At 69.0% G+C, this 16,795-nt stretch carries 10 protein-coding genes; 1 reads left to right on the top strand and 9 read right to left on the bottom strand.

Annotation, left to right across the window (positions count from 1 at the left end):
* Window positions 1–2: 2 nt before the first annotated feature.
* The 3 genes from ACZ6SF_RS14760 to ACZ6SF_RS14750 form a co-directional block, all read right to left on the bottom strand.
* The gene (locus tag ACZ6SF_RS14760) at window positions 3–1,484 is read right to left on the bottom strand and encodes an ATP-binding protein (protein WP_466062625.1); all 1,482 of its coding nucleotides are present in this window, start codon (window positions 1,482–1,484) and stop codon (window positions 3–5) included.
* Between the two features lie 31 nt (window positions 1,485–1,515).
* The gene (locus tag ACZ6SF_RS14755) at window positions 1,516–2,544 is read right to left on the bottom strand and encodes a TIGR03617 family F420-dependent LLM class oxidoreductase (RefSeq protein WP_466062624.1); all 1,029 of its coding nucleotides are present in this window, start codon (window positions 2,542–2,544) and stop codon (window positions 1,516–1,518) included.
* 64 nt (window positions 2,545–2,608) lie between these two features.
* Window positions 2,609–3,985, bottom strand: a complete 1,377-nt coding sequence (locus ACZ6SF_RS14750) for an ABC1 kinase family protein (RefSeq protein ID WP_466062623.1) — start codon at window positions 3,983–3,985, stop codon at window positions 2,609–2,611.
* A gap of 160 nt (window positions 3,986–4,145) precedes the next feature.
* On the opposite strand from ACZ6SF_RS14750, the gene ACZ6SF_RS14745 reads away from it, so the two are divergent.
* The gene (locus ACZ6SF_RS14745; RefSeq protein WP_466062622.1) at window positions 4,146–4,853 is read left to right on the top strand and encodes a TetR/AcrR family transcriptional regulator; all 708 of its coding nucleotides are present in this window, start codon (window positions 4,146–4,148) and stop codon (window positions 4,851–4,853) included.
* A 37-nt stretch (window positions 4,854–4,890) separates the two neighbouring features.
* Here the strand turns inward: ACZ6SF_RS14745 and ACZ6SF_RS14740 are convergent, their stop codons facing one another.
* The 6 genes from ACZ6SF_RS14740 to ACZ6SF_RS14715 form a co-directional block, all read right to left on the bottom strand.
* Window positions 4,891–6,102, bottom strand: coding sequence for a PucR family transcriptional regulator (locus tag ACZ6SF_RS14740; protein ID WP_466062621.1), 1,212 nt, complete (start codon window positions 6,100–6,102; stop codon window positions 4,891–4,893).
* Window positions 6,103–6,516: 414 nt separating this feature from the next.
* Window positions 6,517–10,263 carry a multifunctional oxoglutarate decarboxylase/oxoglutarate dehydrogenase thiamine pyrophosphate-binding subunit/dihydrolipoyllysine-residue succinyltransferase subunit gene (locus ACZ6SF_RS14735; RefSeq protein ID WP_466062994.1) on the bottom strand — a complete coding sequence of 1,249 codons (3,747 nt, stop codon included), beginning with the start codon at window positions 10,261–10,263 and terminating at the stop codon, window positions 6,517–6,519.
* A 193-nt stretch (window positions 10,264–10,456) separates the two neighbouring features.
* Window positions 10,457–14,083 (bottom strand): ABC transporter ATP-binding protein, encoded by a 3,627-nt coding sequence (locus ACZ6SF_RS14730; RefSeq protein ID WP_466062620.1) that lies wholly within the window; start codon window positions 14,081–14,083, stop codon window positions 10,457–10,459.
* A gap of 103 nt (window positions 14,084–14,186) precedes the next feature.
* Complete coding sequence (locus ACZ6SF_RS14725) at window positions 14,187–14,969, bottom strand: ABC transporter permease (protein ID WP_466062619.1); 783 nt, start codon at window positions 14,967–14,969, stop codon at window positions 14,187–14,189.
* Entirely contained in the window at window positions 14,966–15,901 is a 936-nt protein-coding gene (locus ACZ6SF_RS14720; RefSeq protein ID WP_466062618.1) for an ATP-binding cassette domain-containing protein, read from the bottom strand. The genes ACZ6SF_RS14725 and ACZ6SF_RS14720 overlap by 4 nt, the downstream gene beginning before the upstream one ends.
* The gene (locus tag ACZ6SF_RS14715) at window positions 15,898–16,701 is read right to left on the bottom strand and encodes a hypothetical protein (protein ID WP_466062617.1); all 804 of its coding nucleotides are present in this window, start codon (window positions 16,699–16,701) and stop codon (window positions 15,898–15,900) included. The genes ACZ6SF_RS14720 and ACZ6SF_RS14715 overlap by 4 nt, the downstream gene beginning before the upstream one ends.
* Window positions 16,702–16,795: the final 94 nt, after the last annotated feature.

Below are 16,795 nucleotides of genomic sequence, written 5' to 3'. Positions count from 1 at the left end.
GATCAGGGCGTGGAATACAAGGCGGCGAGATCGACGAGCACGGGTGTCTCGGGACCGTTGCGCCGCTGCCCTGGTGCGGCGCCCACCGCGCGAAGATTCTCGTCGAATCCCGCCCCGCTGTAGCAGGCAAGGACGGTCTCGCTCGTGTCGTATCCTTTGGCCGCCAGCAATTCCTGTGCCCGCCGCAGCCGGTCGAGATGCCCGAGAGTCATGGTGCGGTCCCACTTGACCTCACCCAGTGAGAGTATCCGCCTGGATCGGCCCGATTCCTCAGGTGCGAGCACCGCGACATCGACCTGGATCTGTCGCTTTGCCTTGGGATCGCCTATCGTTCCGGAGGCCACCTGGCCAGGTAGATCACCGAAGACCTCGCGGCCTACCGACATCGCCCACTCCCGGCACAGTCGCTCGAAGTGGGGGCCGACCACTTGCGCCGGGAAGGTGGCCTGTGAATTACGCCAGGCGGCTTCGGGGTTGCCGCGTTCCAGACGTGTCCACTCACGTCGCATGATCGCCTCGTAGAACACGATCAGCGGCTCGACGATCCGGAAGACCGACTTCCCTCGGTTGAACGGATCGATTTCCCGGATGATCAGCTGCGCATCCTCCAGTATCGACAGGGGGTGCCCGATATCGGTGGAGTTGCGGCCGATAGCGTTCGCGATTCCCCCTCGTGTCGTATGCCCTCCGGCAATGGCGCCCAGTACGGCGTGATACAGCGCCACATCACGGATCTCGGTTTCCTCGGCCAGCAGATACCGTGCTTCCCGGAACAGGGGTACTTGCGGGTTGAGCACCGTGCGCAGTACCCAGGAATCGAAATCCGCCAGCGAGGCGGGTGTATCGCCCGCGACGAACTCACGTCGATATGCGGGCGTCCCGCCGACGATCGCATGGACCAGCACTGCCAGCCGCGGATCCTCCAAACCCCAGAATCGGGCGGACTCCCGGTACCCGAGGGGCTTGACGACCAGTTCCAGGCTTGCCCTTCCACGCAGTGGGGCGCTGCCGGCCAGCAGCCGTCCCATGACGGACATGGCAGATCCGCACAGCAATATCCGTGACCCGGCCTTCCGTGCGTCGCCACGTGGGTCCAGTGCCCGCTGCAGTAACGAGGGAAGTGCCGGACTGGCCTTGCTGAGATATGGAAACTCGTCGATCACGATCAATCCGTCGCCCACCACCGTGAACAGTCGCTCGAGGGCCTCGTCCCAGTCGCGGAACGCGTAACGGCCTCCGCCTGCGTATGCCGCGACGGCTTCACCGAATCCGCGCAGGGCCTCGACTTCGGCCGCGTCCGTCGCCGTGAAGAAGAACCCTCCACCGGCATCGGCCAAGGCGTCCAGCAGATAGGTTTTGCCCTGACGACGGCGGCCGCTGACGATGCCCAGCCGTACGTCCGGGCTCGGTGACGTCGCGAAACGTACGAGACCCTCCCATTCGCGGTCACGGTCGAATACTCGGTCCGGCTTCACCCAGGTCATTCTTAGAAGTATAGTTATAAGAACTATACTTCTAGTATACTTCGGCGGATGTGTTCCGGTCTCGGCGAAGCGCGGTCGCGAGGGCGGCGATCTGGTCGACCGGCGGGTCGTATCCAGGGAAGTAGCAGCACACCCGGTCGGCGATATCGCCGAAACGGTGGATGATCTCGGCGGCGCAGTCTTCCGGAGTGCCGCGTACGGCCAGGGTTTCGAGCATCTCCTCGGAGACGCGGTCGAACATCCGCATGATGTCACCGGTTTTGGACAGAGCGTTGAGTTCGGGCTGGAGATCACCCCAGCCCTCCACTTCCAGCACCGGGCGGTAGGCCGGGGTCGAACCGTAGAAGGCCAGCAGGCCGCGGACCCCGCGTGACGCCGCCGCGAGTTCGTCGGGGGTTCGGCCCATGGCGACGATCACCTGTGGATAGAGGGGGAATTCCGTCCGGCCCGCCCTTTTCATCCCCTCCGCCACCGCCGCCAGGGTCCGCTCCCGGAAATGGCGACGGCTGTTGAACGGCATCACCAGCAGGCCGTCCGCGACCTCGGCGGCGGTCCGGGTCATCACCGGTCCCAGCGCGCCGAGCAGCACCGGCGGCGGGCCGTACGGGTTGGGGCCGGGGACGAAGGTGGGCGGCATGAGGGTGTGGCGGGTGTGCGCGCCCCGGAAGTCCAGCGGGGTGCCGTCCTGCCAGGAGGTCAGGATGGCCCGTACGGCGAGCACGATCTCGCGCATGCGGGCCGCCGGCGCCGACCAGGTGGCGCCGTAACGCTTCTCGATATGCGGCCGGATCTGCGAACCGAGCCCGAGCCGGAAACGGCCGTGCGACATCAGCTGCAGATCCCAGGCCGCGTGCGCGAGATGCATCGGACTGCGCGGCATGGCGATCGCGACATTGGTCATCAGATCGGCGTCGACCTGTCCGGCGACCGCCGCCAGCGGCAGCAGCACATCGTGCGGGCCTTCGAAGGTGAACAGCCCGGCCGCGCCCGCGGCGGTGAGGGTGTGCGCGCGCCGCACCGCGCGGTCGGGCCGGGCATCGAGCTGGAGGTCGAGCAACATCTCCTCATCCAAGTGCACGACGGCCGCCGCGGCGGGTGATCGGGTGGAAACGGGTGCGCCGGGATCAACCGTCGCGGCCGGCCCGCCACCGCGCGATCGTCCGCCCGATCTCGGTGGCCGGTGGCTCGCCGTACATCCATTCGCGCGCCAGGCGGTGCCAGTTGGCCGTGGTGCGCAGCTGTCCCAGCGCGGCGAAGGTGAACAGGTCGGCGCGCCGGGAGAACGCGTGTTCCGGGGGGAGCAGCTGGTGTCTGAGCCCGTGGAATTCGCTGCGCCGCGGGTCGGCGGCGAGGATCAGCGCGCTGGTCGCGAGCTCGGGTGTGATCTCCAGTTCGTCGTCGAACAGATGCCAGCCCGCGGCCGCCCAGATGTATTCCAGGCATTCCCGCGGGGTGACACCGGCATCGGGGTCGACGATGCCGCGGTTCACCCATTCGCGGTACACGTCCTCGCCGCGCAGTTCGCACGCCGCCCGCAGGCAGGTGCGTTCGAGCTCGACGTGTACCACGTCCATCGTGTGGAAGAGACCGAAGTCGACGAAGCACAACCGGCCGTCGGCGCCGAGCAGGATATTGCCGGGGTGCGGGTCGCCGCAGAATTCGTTGTCGGTGAACAGCGAACCGATGTAGAAGCGGTAGATCAGCTCACCGTATCGGCCGCGGTCGGCGGCGGGCAGTTCCCGCAGGTGTTCGAAGGGCCGGCCGTCGACGAACTCGGTGACCAGGACGTGGCGGCCGCAGAATTCCCCGACGGCGTCGGGCACGGTGACGTAGGGGTGGTCGCGATATCGGTGCGCGATCCGGTGCTGGGTGCGCGCCTCGCGCGGGTAATCGAGTTCGCCGAGGATGCTGCGGGTGATCTCGTCGAGGAAAGCGGTGTCCGCGACGGTGGGCAGCACCGATTTCCAGAGTTTGCCGAACCAGGCCAGGTTGCGCATATCCGCGGCGACGGCCTCGTCGACACCCGGATACTTCACCTTCACCGCCACCGCGCGCCCGTCGTGCAGCCGCGCGCGGTACACCTGCCCGATGGAGGCCGCGGCGACCGCGGTCTCGTCGAATTCCGCGAACACCCGCGAAAGGGGCCCGAGGTCACCCTCGACGACACCCCGCATCTCGTCGAACGGGAACTCCGGTGCGCTGTCGCGCAGTTCGGCGAACTTCGCCCGGAACTGCTCGCGATAGGACTCGGGGACCAGGTCGAGGTCGAGCACCGAGAGCATCTGCCCGATCTTCATGGCGGCGCCCTTCATACTGCCCAGCACGGTGACCGCCTGCTGTGCGGTCTGCATGGCGGAGCGTTCGGCCATGATCTGCCTGGCCTGCTCCGGCCGGCCGACCATGGCCAGGCGGGTGGCCGCACCGCGTACGGCGCCACCGGCCGCCAGACGGCCCAGCCGCCCACCTCGCGTCACTCGTCCCCCGGGGATCCGGCTATCCACGCACACCTCCGCGGCGGTCCGGCGCCGGGCACCGTCCGCCCTGGTTTGTCCCCGGCGCCAACCGGCCGCGGCGGGGGTTGTCATCGGGACGGGATAATCCCGAACGGGCGTCGATCCGCCCGAAGTGAGCAAAGCTCAGGTTCATCCGGAGAGGAGTGCCATGAGGAGCAGAACCGCCCGTCCGGGGCGCCGGCCCACGCAGGAGCGGGCCAAGGCCACCAGGGAGCACATTCTCGACACCGCGGCCCGGTTGTTCGGGGAGCGCGGTATCGCCGACACCTCCACGAACCGGATCGCCGCGGAGGCCGGGGTCAGTATCGGCACGGTGTACCGGTACTTCTCCGACCGGTCCGTGATGGTCGACGAACTGCTCGAACGGTTGCTCTCCGACGCCGAGCGCAGTTTCACCGGATGGTTCTCGGAGATCTCGCGCACACCGGTCCACGGGTTGCGCGGTGCGATGCCGGAAATACTGCTGAGCCTGCTGGAGATGTTCAGCACCGAACTGGCGGCGAATACGAAACTGGTCCGCTCGCTGGTCGACGGTGTCCAGTTCTACAGCAGCGGACTGCCCGAGTTCGAGCCGCGCCTGCGCCTGCTGGTGAAGCTGGTGCTGATCCAGATCTTCGGCCCGGGCGACGATCGCACCTACGACACGATGGCCTATGTGCTGGTCAACGCCGGATTCTCGGCCGTTCTGCGGACCGCGGCCACCGAAGTACGTCCCGAGGACCGCACGGAGATCATCGCCATGACCGCGCGGATGATGGGGACCTGGGTCGACGCGGAGATCGAAGCCGGGCAGCCCGAACCCGCGGCCGCGTACCGGCCGCGGGCCGTGGCCGGGAACGCGCCCGCACCCGGCTGAAGCGACCGATACCCGGTATCCGGGGGCGGCGGGCCCGCTACTGCGCGAGCGGCAGATCGGCGCTGTCACCGCGGTCCATATCGGCGAGTCCGGCGAAGGTGCGGACGACGAGTGCCGACCGCAGCTGCCACAGTCCGGCCGCGGTCGTCGGGTCGATACCGGTGAGCTGCCCGATGCGCTTGAGCCGGTAATCCACCGTATTGGCATGGATATGCAGGGCCCGGGCCGTCCGCCGGCGATTGAAATCGTTACCGATATGGCGTGCCAGGGTTTCGAGCAATTCGGGGTGGTCGTCGAGCGGATCGAGTTGCGACGCCAGGCTGTGGCGTCCCGGCCCCGGCCTGCTGAGCTGGTACTCCAGCGCCACATCACCGAAGCGGTACAGCGCGGGCGCGCAGTGCAGCCGCTGGACCACGTCGAGCAGTTCGTGCACCCGCGCGACGACGTCGGGGACCTCGGTGACGCGGGCACCGGCGACCGTCGCGGTCACCGGGACCCGGGCGGCCCCGGACAGTCTGTCGATCAGCGCGTCCAGCCGATCCTCGGCGAGGGCGTCGCCGGGCACGAGCACCGTCCCGCCGTCGACGCTGAGCAGTGCGAGAACACCCTCGCCGGTCCGTGTCAGTTCCGATTGGATCCGGCGCAGTTTGCGGCGTGCGACGATCCGGCCGTCGAGCGCGGGATGGGATTCGTCGGGATGCTCCGCGATCGCCAGCGCGAGAACGTGATAGCTGCCGGCGATCGCGATCCCGGATTCCCGCGCCATGGTCGAGGTCGGGTGGCCGCCGAGCACCGCGGAGGTGAGCGTATGCACGGCCGTATGGTGCTCCGCGACCGCGGACCGGTATTCGCGGACGTAGGCGCCGGCCACGGTGGTGTTCATCGTGTCGAGTAGTTCCACCACCATGCGCGAACCGTCCAGCACACTGGCCAGGTCGCGCTCGGTCGCCGCCGCGGCGATGAGGTCCAGACCGAGTTTGAACCCCTCGTGGATGGCGTGCAGGATCGTGGTGATCGGTATCCCTTCGCGAGCCCACTCCTCGGCGGCGGCCGCCAATCTGCCGGTCTGGGCCGGGATATCGTCGCCGTCCAGGACCGCGACGGCCGTTTCCAGGCAGGCCCTGGTGATCGCGGTGATCTCCCCCGACACCACATCGCCGGGCAGGGTGCCGCAGGTGGTCACGTTCTCCACGAAGTGCCCGACCATCTTTCGTGAGATCCGGTGGATGTCCTTCAACGGCGCGGACATCGGATTCCCGGGGTGCCTCGCAGCCGTGGGAATCGTGCTGTGGGTTGCCCTCGTGCCCGGAGTTGTCATCGTCGACTTCCTTCCGCCCAAACCGTGCGGGCACCACTGCCTCGCTGTCCCGGTGCGCCCGAGTGATCCGAGTCCCCGCACTCGATTCGGCTCGCCGCGCTCGATCGGTAGGAACGACCCTAAGGTCTGCGGCGACTCACCTTCTACTTTTCTTTCCGGCACCTGTCCGGCGGTTGCCTCACCGGCGGTGAGCAGCGGTGATATCCGTGGCCGGGCGGTCCGGGCGGGTGCCGCGGAACGAGAAACTCGACGACCGCTCACTTCTTTCGCGCCCACGACGAACAACGCCGGGAGCGATCCGTCTCGGGTCGAGACGGTCCGCTCCCGGCGTCGGGACTGCTACCGCTACCGGTCGGTCGGGGCGAAGGCCTCTTCGATGATCTCGGCCTGCTCCACCGCGTGCACCTTGCTCGAACCCGAGGACGGGGCCGACATGGCGCGCCGCGAGATCCGGCGCAGGTTGCCCAGGCGCTGCGGCAGCAGCTCCGGCAGGTTCAGGCCGTAGAACGGCCAGGCGCCCTGATTGGCCGGCTCCTCCTGGACCCAGGCGATCTCGGTGGCGTTGCTGTACCGCTCCAGCGCCTCGTTCAACCGGAACTTCGGCATCGGGTACAGCTGCTCGACCCGGACGATGGCCACATCGTCACGCTTGCGCTTGGCCTTCGCGGCGGCCAGCTCGTAGTAGAGCTTGCCGCTGGTCAGCAGCACGCGCTTGACCGCGCCGCGATCGCCGATGCCCTGTTCGTAGGTGGGCTCGTCGAACACCGACCGGAACTTGGACTCGGTGAAATCCTTCAGATCGCTGACCACGGCCTTGTTGCGCAGCATCGACTTCGGGGTGAAGACGATCAGCGGCCGCCGGATACCGTCGAGCGCGTGCCGGCGCAGCAGGTGGAAGTAGTTCGCCGGGGTGGACGGCACCGCCACCGTCATCGAACCCTCCGCGCACAGCTGCAGGAAGCGTTCGATACGGCCGGAGGTGTGGTCCGGGCCCTGGCCCTCGTGCCCGTGCGGCAGCAGCAGCACGACCTCGGAGAGCTGACCCCATTTCGCCTCACCGGAGGAGATGAACTCGTCGATGATCGACTGCGCGCCGTTGACGAAGTCACCGAACTGGGCCTCCCACAGCACCAGCGCGTCCGGGTTGCCCAGCGAATAGCCGTATTCGAAGCCGACGGCGGCGTATTCGCTCAGTGCCGAATCGTGCACCGCGAACCAGCCGGGGTTCGCGCTGTTGAGGTTGTGCAGCGGGGTGTACTCGGCCGCGGTCTTGCGGTCGATGATCACCGAATGCCGCTGGGTGAAGGTGCCGCGCCGGGAATCCTGACCGGTCAGGCGCACCGCGCGACCCTCGTCGATCAGGGTTCCGAAGGCCAGCAACTCGGCGAAGGCCCAGTCGACCTTGCCCTCGTAGGCCATTTCGCGGCGCTTCTCCAGCACCGGCTGCACGCGCGGATGCACGCTGAAACCGTCGGGCACGTTGAGGAACGCGTCACCGATGCGCTGCAGCACCGATTTGTCGACCGCGGTGAGCACGGTGGACGGGATCTGCTGATCGTCCTCGACCGATTCGCTCGGGCCCTGCGCGTACTTCTCCAGCTCCCGGACCTCGTTGAAGACCCGTTCCAGCTGGCCCTGGTAGTCGCGCAGGGCGTCCTCGGCCTCTTTCAGCGAGATATCGCCGCGGCCGATCAGGCTTTCGGTGTAGCTCTTGCGGACACTGCGCTTGGTGTCGATGACGTCGTACATGTACGGCTGGGTCATCGACGGGTCGTCGCCCTCGTTGTGACCGCGACGGCGGTAGCAGATCAGGTCGATGACCACGTCCTTGCGGAACTTCTGCCGGAAATCGACCGCCAGGCGCGCGACCCAGTCGCAGGCCTCGGGATCATCGCCGTTGACGTGGAAGATCGGGGCGCCGATGAACTTGGCGATATCGGTGGAGTACTCGGTGGAGCGGCTGTTCTCCGGGGCGGTGGTGAAGCCGATCTGGTTGTTCACCACGATATGGATGGTGCCGCCCGTGCGGTAGCCGCGCAGACCCGACAGGTTCAGCGTTTCGGCGACCACGCCCTGGCCGGCGAACGCGGCGTCACCGTGCAGCATCAGCGGGACGACCGAGAAGCCCTCCTCGCCGTCGCCCTTGTCCAGCAGATCCTGCTTGGCGCGGACCAGACCCTCGAGCACCGGGTCGACCGCTTCCAGATGCGAGGGGTTGGCGGTCAGCGAGACCTCGATCTCGTTGTCGCCGAACATCTGCAGGTAGGTGCCGCGCGCGCCGAGGTGGTACTTCACATCGCCCGAGCCGTGGGTGGCGGCCGGGTTCATATTGCCCTCGAACTCGGTGAAGATCTTCGAGTAGGGCTTACCGACGATATTGGCCAGCACGTTGAGCCGGCCGCGGTGCGGCATACCGATGATCACCTCGTCCAGCGCGTACTCCGCGCACTGGTCGATCACGGCGTCCATCATCGGGATCACCGATTCGGCGCCCTCCAGCGAGAAACGCTTCTGGCCGACGTATTTGGTCTGCAGGAAGGTTTCGAACGCCTCGGCCGCGTTCAGCCGGTTCAGGATGTACTTCTGCTGGGCGACCGTCGGTTTGACGTGCTTCTGCTCGACCCGATCCTGCATCCACTCGAGCTGATCGCCCTCGAGGATATGCGTGTACTCCACACCGACGTGGCGGCAGTAGGAGTCGCGCAGCACCGACAGCACATCGCGCAGCTTCATCCGCTCTTCGCCGTGGAAGCCGCCGACATTGAACTGCCGGTCCAGGTCCCACAGGGTCAGGCCGTGCTGGGTGACGTCGAGATCGGGGTGGCTGCGGAACTTGTCCTTCACCAGGCGCAGCGGATCCGTATCGGCCATCAGGTGACCGCGGTTGCGGTAGGCGGCGATCATCTCCAGCACCCGGGTGCTCTTGTCGACGCCGCGTTCCTTGACGTCCTTACGCCAGCGGATCGGCTCGTACGGCACGCCGAGACCGTGGAAGATCTCGTCGTAGAACTCGTCGGCGATCAGCAGCGTGTGGATCGTGCGCAGGAAATCGCCGGATTCGGCGCCCTGGATGATGCGGTGGTCGTAGGTGGAGGTCAGCGTCATGAGCTTGCCGATGCCGATCTCGGCGATCCGCTCGTCGCTCATGCCCTGGAACTCGGCCGGGTACTCCATGGCGCCGGCGCCGATGATCGCGCCCTGGCCCTGCATCAGCCGCGGCACGGAATGCACGGTGCCGATGGTGCCGGGGTTGGTCAGCGAGATCGTCACACCGCTGAAGTCCTCGGCGGTGAGTTTGCCGTCGCGGGCGCGCCGGACGATGTCCTCGTAGGCGGTGTGGAACTGCCCGAACGACATCTCCTCGCAGCCCTTGATGGCGGCCACCACCAGGGAGCGGTTCCCGTCTTTACCGGGTAGGTCGATGGCCAGGCCCAAGTTGGTGTGGGCCGGCGTCACCGCGTTCGGCTTCCCGTCGACCTCGGCGAAATGCCGGTTCATATTCGGGAAGGCCTTCACGGCCTGCACGATCGCGTAGCCGAGCAGATGGGTGAAGGAGATCTTGCCGCCCCGGGTGCGGGCGAGATGGTTGTTGATGACCAGCCGGTTGTCGATCATCAACTTGGCCGGCACCGCCCGCACGCTGGTGGCGGTCGGGATCGACAGCGACGCCGACATGTTCTTGGCGACCGCCGCCGCGGCGCCGCGCAGCACCTTCTTCTCGTCGGCGGCCGGCTGCGGCTTCGGCGCGCCCGAGGTGGGCGCCGCGTTCGAGGTGGGCGCGGGTGTGGTCTGCGGGGCGCGCTTCTGCTGCGCGTTCGCCGAGGTCTTGGCCGCGGTGGTGGCGCTCGCGGCGGGCGCGGACGCGGGCGCCGAGGCGGTGGCGCCCCCGGCGGCCGCGGAGGTGGCGGCCCGGGTCTTGACCGAGGCGGCTTCGGCGGGGGCCGGAGTGGGAGCGGAGTTCACCGGCGAGGCAGGCGCGGTAGCGGCCTGGGTGTTACCGGAATCACCGGAGGTCTCGGGGGTGTAGTCGGCGAGGAACTCGTGCCAGCTTGCGTCGACCGAGGATGGATCCTGTTTGAACTTCTGATACATCTCGTCGACCAGCCACTGGTTCTGACCGAACTGGGATTTTGAGCTGCTCACAGCAGGTGTTCGCCTCATTTCGTTCTTCGCGCTGCGACGTTTGTGACGTGCCCGGCACCGGGGATCGGTGGATGGGTACCCGATACGCCCTGAAGACGAGGATATGCCCCCGCGCACATCGGCTCCGTCACGGACCTCCGGACTACCCCGACCTCAGTGTTGACGACTCGTCCTCGTCCGAGAATATTCCTTCGGTCGCACCGGCCGCTGTCCAGAGGCGGGCATAGTCGCCGCCGGCCGCCAGCAGCTCGGCGTGCGTGCCCACTTCCGCGATGCGGCCGCGTGCCACCACCGCGATCCGATCGGCACGGGCCGCGGTGGCCAATCGATGTGCCACCACCACGGTAGTCCGATTCCGCGCGAGGGAACCGGTCGCCGCCAGGACTTTTTCCTCGGTATCGGGATCGAGGGTGGCGGTGGCCTCGTCGAGCAGCAGCACGTCGGGTTCGACGAGCTGGGCCCGGGCCAGCGCGATGAGCTGGCGTTGCCCGGCCGAGAGTCCGCGACCGCGTTCTCCGACCGGACGGTGCATTCCGCCGGGCAGCGCCGCGATCACCTCGGCCGCGCCGACCGCTCGGGCGGCCGCGTCGATCTCCGATTCGGTCGCGGATGGTTTCCCGAATGCAATGTTGCTGGCGATGTCGCCGGTGAACAAGTGAGCTTCCTGCGGGACCATCCCCAGCCGCGACCGGTACGGCTGCAGCCGGTAGTCGCGGATATCGACGCCGTCGGCGCGGATCGCGCCCCGATCGGTCTCGGCGAGGTCGTAGAGCCGGGCCAGCAGTTTGACCAGCGTGGATTTACCGGCCCCGGTGGCGCCGACCAGGGCCAGCGAACTTCCCGGCGGAATGGCCAGATCCACCTCGTCGAGAGCGGGACGCCCGGCGCCGGGGTAGCTGAACCGGACGGAGTCGACGGAGAGGTCGCCGCGCAGCCCGGCGTCGAGGGGCGCGGCATCGGGCGGGTCGGCCCGGATCGACGACGGCGTCCGCAGCAGATCGCCGATACGGCGCAGGCCCACGCGCGCCTGCTGGTAGCCGTCGAACACCTGGGACAGCTGCTGGACCGGGCCGAACAGCAGTTCCAGGTACAGGACGAAGGCGATCAGGGTGCCGGCGCTGGTCGCACCGTCGGCCACCGAATGGGCCCCCACGAGGATGACCAGGGCAAGGGCCAGATCGGTCCACGACGCCATGAACGCGAAGTACAGGGCGATGGCGCGCTGGGCGCGCATCCGGCTCCGCCGGTACCGCGCGGAGTATTCGGCGAAGCGATGCGCGGCGAACCGCTCGTGCCGGTTGGCCTGTACCGCTCGCAGACCCGCGATGTTCTCCTGGAAGTCGGCGTTCACGGTCGATACCCGCTCCCGGGAGATCGTGTAGGCCGCCGAGGCGACCCGCCGGAAGACGACGGTGGCCACGATCAGCGGCGGCAGTACGCCCAGTAGCACCACCAGCGCCAGCCCGCTATCGATCACCAGCAGGGCGACCGCGATACCGGCCAGCGACAGCACGCTCACCAGGGCGGTCGACACGCCGGTCTGCAGGAACGTCGACAGGGCGTCGACATCGGTGGTCATCCGCGTCATGATCCGGCCGGACAGTTCGCGTTCGTAATAGTCCAGGCCCAGCCGCTGCAGATGCGCGTAGCTGCGGATGCGCAGGCCGTACAGCACCCGCTCACCGGTGCGGGAGGTGAGCATCGTGGTCGCCGCGGCCACCACCCAGCCGGCCACCACCAGCCCGGTTCCGAGGAGCGCGGCCACGGTGAGCGCGGACGGATCGCCGCCGCCGACACCGGCGTCGATCGCGTGCCGGACCAGTGGCGGGAACCCGATCCCGATCAGCGCGTCGAGGGCGAGCAGAGCGACACTCGCCAGGACCAGGGTCCGGACCGGGCGCAGCAGCCGGGCCAGTGTGAAACCGGGATCGGGTTCGCGCAGCCGCCGCTGATCCAGCCCGGGTTCCTCGGCGGCGGCCGGCAGGCTCTCGATCCGGCGCCGGAGTTCGGGAGTTTCGCTGAGGTCGGCGGCGGCGGCCATCCGGTCGGTGGAATGGACCCCGGGGAGGCGGTCCACCACGATCGCCGGTGCGTCGGTGGCGGCCGTCTCCGGTTCCGGCAGGCGGATCACCCGGTCGGCGTGGGCCAGGGTGGATTCGCGGTGGGCAAGGATGATCGTGGTGCGGGCGCCCTGATCGGGCAGGGCGCCGAAGATGGCGGCCTCGGTCACGGCGTCCACCGCCGAGGTGGCGTCGTCGAGCACCAGGATGCGCGGCCGGGCGAGCAGGGTCCGGGCCAGGGCGATGCGCTGGCGTTGCCCGCCGGACAGGGTGAGACCACGTTCGCCGACCACCGTGTCGTAGCCGTCGGGGAGATCCTCGATGAACTCGTCGGCGGCGGCCTGGCGGGCGGCGGCCCGGATCTCGGCGTCGGTGGCGTCGGGACGGCCCAGCGCGATATTGGCGGCGACGCTGGAGCTGAAGAGGAACGGATCGTCGAACACCACCCCGACCGCGGACCGCAGTTGCGCGGCGGCGATATCGGCGATATCGACCGCCTCGCCCTCCCGGCCCACCAGGCGGATACGGCCGGAATCGGGCGCGTAGAACCGGGGCAGCAGCAGCGACAGCGTCGTCTTACCGGAGCCGGCCGGGCCGATCACCGCCACTGTCTCGCCGGGCCGGATCCGCAGGTCGAGATCGCGTAGCACCGGCTGAGCGCGATCGAAGCCGAAGGTCACCGCGTCCAGTTCGATCCCCAGCGGGCCGTCGGGCACCGGCACCGGATGCGGCGGATCGGCGACGGCCGGGCCCGCGTCGATCACCTGGTACACGCGTTCGGCGGCGGCCCGGGTCAGCTGGGCCAGGATGATGACCGAGGCCATGGTGCGCGCGGTGGTGGTCATGGTGGTGACGTAGGCGCTGAAGGCGAGGAAGGTGCCCAGACCGATATTGCCCCGCAGGGCCAGCCAGCCGCCGAGCGCGATCACCACCACCAGCCCGGCCTGCGGGATCGCGGCCAGGGTGGCGGAGAAGCCGGCGTTGATCCGGGCGGCGCGCATCCGTTCGGCGAACAGGCGGCGGCCGTGCCGCTCCAGCACGTCCACCATCCGCGCTTCCTGGCCGAACCCCTTCACCACCCGGACCCCGGTGACCGTCTCCTCGACGTGCTGGGCGAGTTCGGCGGCGCGCTGCTGGGCCGACCAGGTCGCCGCGTGCAGCCGGGGCCGGGTCCGGTAGACCACCACGATCACCAGCGGGACCATCAGCAGCGCGACCGCGGCCAGTAGCGGCGACAACCACAGCATCACCCCGGCGGCCAGCACGAACTGCAGGAACGACATCCCCGACAGCGGCGCCATCGCCAGTAGCGACTGCACCAGCTGCAGATCGGTGATGGACCGCGACACCACCTGGCCGGTGCGCAGCGCGTCCTGGCCGGCCCCGTCGAGGCGCTGGAGGGAGCCGAGCAGTTGCAGCCGCAGCCCGTGCTGCACATCGAGGGAGAGTTTGCCGGCCAGCATCCGCCGCCCGAACGATGCCGCGAACCGTCCCACCGCCAGTACGGCCAGCAGACCGGCGACGATCCCGATCACCCGGGTGGCGCCGGAGGTCGCCGAATCCACCGCCCACTTGGTGAGCAGCGGCGCCACCACCTCCGCCGCGGCGCCGGCCACCAGCGCCAGGCCGATACCGGCCAGCGTGCCGCGATACCGCCGGCATTCCGACCACAGCCTGCGTATCCACCCCTGTGTCGCGTCGCCGTCCATGCGCCCCCTCGAATACCTGTCTGCCATCGACCATAACGACGCCTGCCGACAGGGTCTTGTTCCCGGGACGGGCCGGGACGGCGCTCGCGGGGTACGGCGGACGCTAGAGTTCGGCCTCCCGCAGCTTCCACCAGGCGGCGGCGCCGATCCCCACCGCCCACAGCAGCAGCACCACGATCGCCGCGGCGGCGGGCGCCAGCAGATCGCTGTCGGGGAACGACCCGGCCAGCAGGACGCTCAGCGTCGCCGAACCGGGCAGCAGCGTCACCACACCGGGAATACCGATACCGGCGGTCACCACCCACAGCAGCGGTTCGGCCAGCAGCAGCCAGCCCACCACCGTGCCGATCGTGAGGGCCGGCGTCCGCAGCAGCAGTCCGGCGCCGGTGCCGATCACGGCCCAGCACACCGCGGCCACCAGACCACCGCCGAGCACCGCGAACAGGGTGCCGGTGAACTCGAATTTGCCGCGTCCGAACAGCAGCAGGCAGCCCACCGCGACGATTTCCACCGCGAGCGCGGCCGCCGCGGCGGCCACCGCGGTGACCAGGAACTTCGCGCCGATCAGCCGGTCCCGGTCGGGGGTGAACAGGGCGCCGATCGCCAGTGCGTCGTGCTCGTGTTCGCCCGCCGCGCCGGCGGCGCCGAATACCGCGGCCGCCAGGACCACCGCGCCCAGCGCCAGATACAACCCGATGGTCGCGGCGCCCGTCGCCGGATCGGCCTGCGGGTCACGGGGGCCCGCCAGCAGCGCGGTGACCGACACCGCCACGATCGCGACCGCCACCACCAGCCCGGCCAGTACCCGCGGATAGCGCAGGCTCGCCGCCTTGCGGTACTCGGAGAGCACGGGCGGAATCAGTTCCGCGGGCACCACATCGATCATCGGGACACCCCGTACGGCAGAGAGGCAGGCGAGTGGACGGTGGACGACGTATGGGTCAGCGACGCCAGCACCCGGTCCGGATGGATCCGGTCGGCGGCGATATTGTCCAGCCGCACCCGCGCGGCGCGGGCGGCGCTCACGATATCGTCCTCGGTCGCCTCCGCCACGGCCAGTTGATCGTCCGGGCGGATCACCGCGTCGGTGAAACCGCGCGCCGCGAGCGCGGTCGCGACGGCGATCGCCGACGACGAGGCCACCACCAGCCGATCCGGATTCCGCCGGCGCAACCGGGCCGGACTGCCCTCGAACACCACCGAGCCGCCGCTGAGCACCACCAGATGATCGGCTATCGGCAGTGCCGTGACCAGGCTCTGGGCGGTGAACAGTACGGTCCCGCCGCGTTTCGTATGAGTGCGCAGGAAGCCCTGCAACCACGACAGTTCGCCCGGATGCATACCGGCGGCGGGATCGTCGAGGACCAGAACGCGCGGATCGCCGAGCAGGGCGGTCGCCAGCGCCGCCCGGGACTCCTCGCCGGAGGTCAGATCGTCGGGGACGACGCCGGCGCGCTCGGTGAGACCCGTGGCGGCCAGTACCGCCGCCACCCGGCTGTCCGGGTAACCGCCCGCGGCGGCGTACACCCGCAGATGGTCGCGGACGGTCCGGCGGGGATGCAGTCCCCGGGGCGTGAGTACCGCGCCCACGGCGGAACTGCCGCGACCGCCCGGCAGCGTCGCCGAGCCCGCCGTCGGCGGCAGCAGCCCCAGCAGGATCCGGGCCACCGTCGACTTGCCCGCTCCGGGCGGGCCCACCAGCGCGGCGCAGGTGCCGTAGCCGATATCGAAGGAGATGTCCTGTGCTCCGACGGCGAAATCCGGGAATCGCTTCGTCAGCCCCCGGACCGAGATCGCGGGGCCGGCGGGCGGCGTCACCGGGAACCGGCCGGAGGCTGCCGGTGCTCTTTCGACAGCGGTGCGCCCTCGAACCGTTCGGACGGATCACGATGCGGCGCAACGGAATCGGCCGGCGGCAGCGCGGGCTGCTCCGGCGGCGGCGCGAGTTGCGCGTCCACGACCATCCCGTCGGCGAAGTACGCCGGTGACGGGCCGAAAGCCTTGCGGGCGTTGTTGATCGTGGCCTTGCCGAGCGCCCGGTTACCGACACCGCCGATCACTGCCCCGATCCCGGCCGGCACCACCTTGCCCGCCATCAGCGCGGCCCGTTTGGTGAGGAACCGGACGATGAAACGTTTCACCAGCGAATCGTTCATCCCGGCCAGCCCCGGGATCTTGTTCGCGAAAACCGTCCCCCAGTTCTTGGCCGAGGTGCCGACGCTCTTCTGCACGATCTCCATACCGCTGTCACCGAGCACCACCGCCAGCACCAGGGCCCGCCGCTGTTCGACATCGTCGGGCCGCACCCCGTGCACGGACGCGACCGCCAGCGTGAACAGGGCCGACGCCTCCATGAAGAACGTGGTCTCGGCGCTCACCGCGGCCAAGGCGGCGAGGGTGCCCACACCGGGAACCGCCGCCGAGGCGCCCACGGCGCTACCGCTGCCGGTGACGGCCAGCAGATACTGGCGCTCCAGGCGCGCCACGATCTGCGCGGGCGTCTCCTCGGGATGGGCACGCCGCAACCGCGCGACATACTTGGCGACAGCGGGTGCTTGTAACCGGGAACCGTGGTCGAGCGCCTCGATCACGGCCTTTTCCAATGCCCCGTTGCGCACGGCGTCATCCTCCTTATGGCCTCTCCGAGCACTGTAGGGCACGGGGGCCGTACGTTCCTTCCAGTGATAACGGACTACCCGGTCGATCGGTTCC

This window comes from Nocardia sp. NPDC049935, from assembly GCF_055586645.1.
This window is presented reverse-complemented; position numbering and strand designations above follow the sequence as displayed.

Coding starts and splice junctions, on each gene's coding strand:
- ACZ6SF_RS14760 (WP_466062625.1), bottom strand. CDS start 1,484: ATGACCTGGGTGAAGCCGGACCGAGTATTCGACCGTGACCGCGAATGG.
- ACZ6SF_RS14755 (WP_466062624.1), bottom strand. CDS start 2,544: ATGTTGCTCGACCTCCAGCTCGATGCCCGGCCCGACCGCGCGGTGCGG.
- ACZ6SF_RS14745 (WP_466062622.1), top strand. CDS start 4,146: ATGAGGAGCAGAACCGCCCGTCCGGGGCGCCGGCCCACGCAGGAGCGG.
- ACZ6SF_RS14740 (WP_466062621.1), bottom strand. CDS start 6,102: ATGTCCGCGCCGTTGAAGGACATCCACCGGATCTCACGAAAGATGGTC.
- ACZ6SF_RS14735 (WP_466062994.1), bottom strand. CDS start 10,263: ATGTATCAGAAGTTCAAACAGGATCCATCCTCGGTCGACGCAAGCTGG.
- ACZ6SF_RS14730 (WP_466062620.1), bottom strand. CDS start 14,083: ATGGACGGCGACGCGACACAGGGGTGGATACGCAGGCTGTGGTCGGAA.
- ACZ6SF_RS14725 (WP_466062619.1), bottom strand. CDS start 14,969: ATGATCGATGTGGTGCCCGCGGAACTGATTCCGCCCGTGCTCTCCGAG.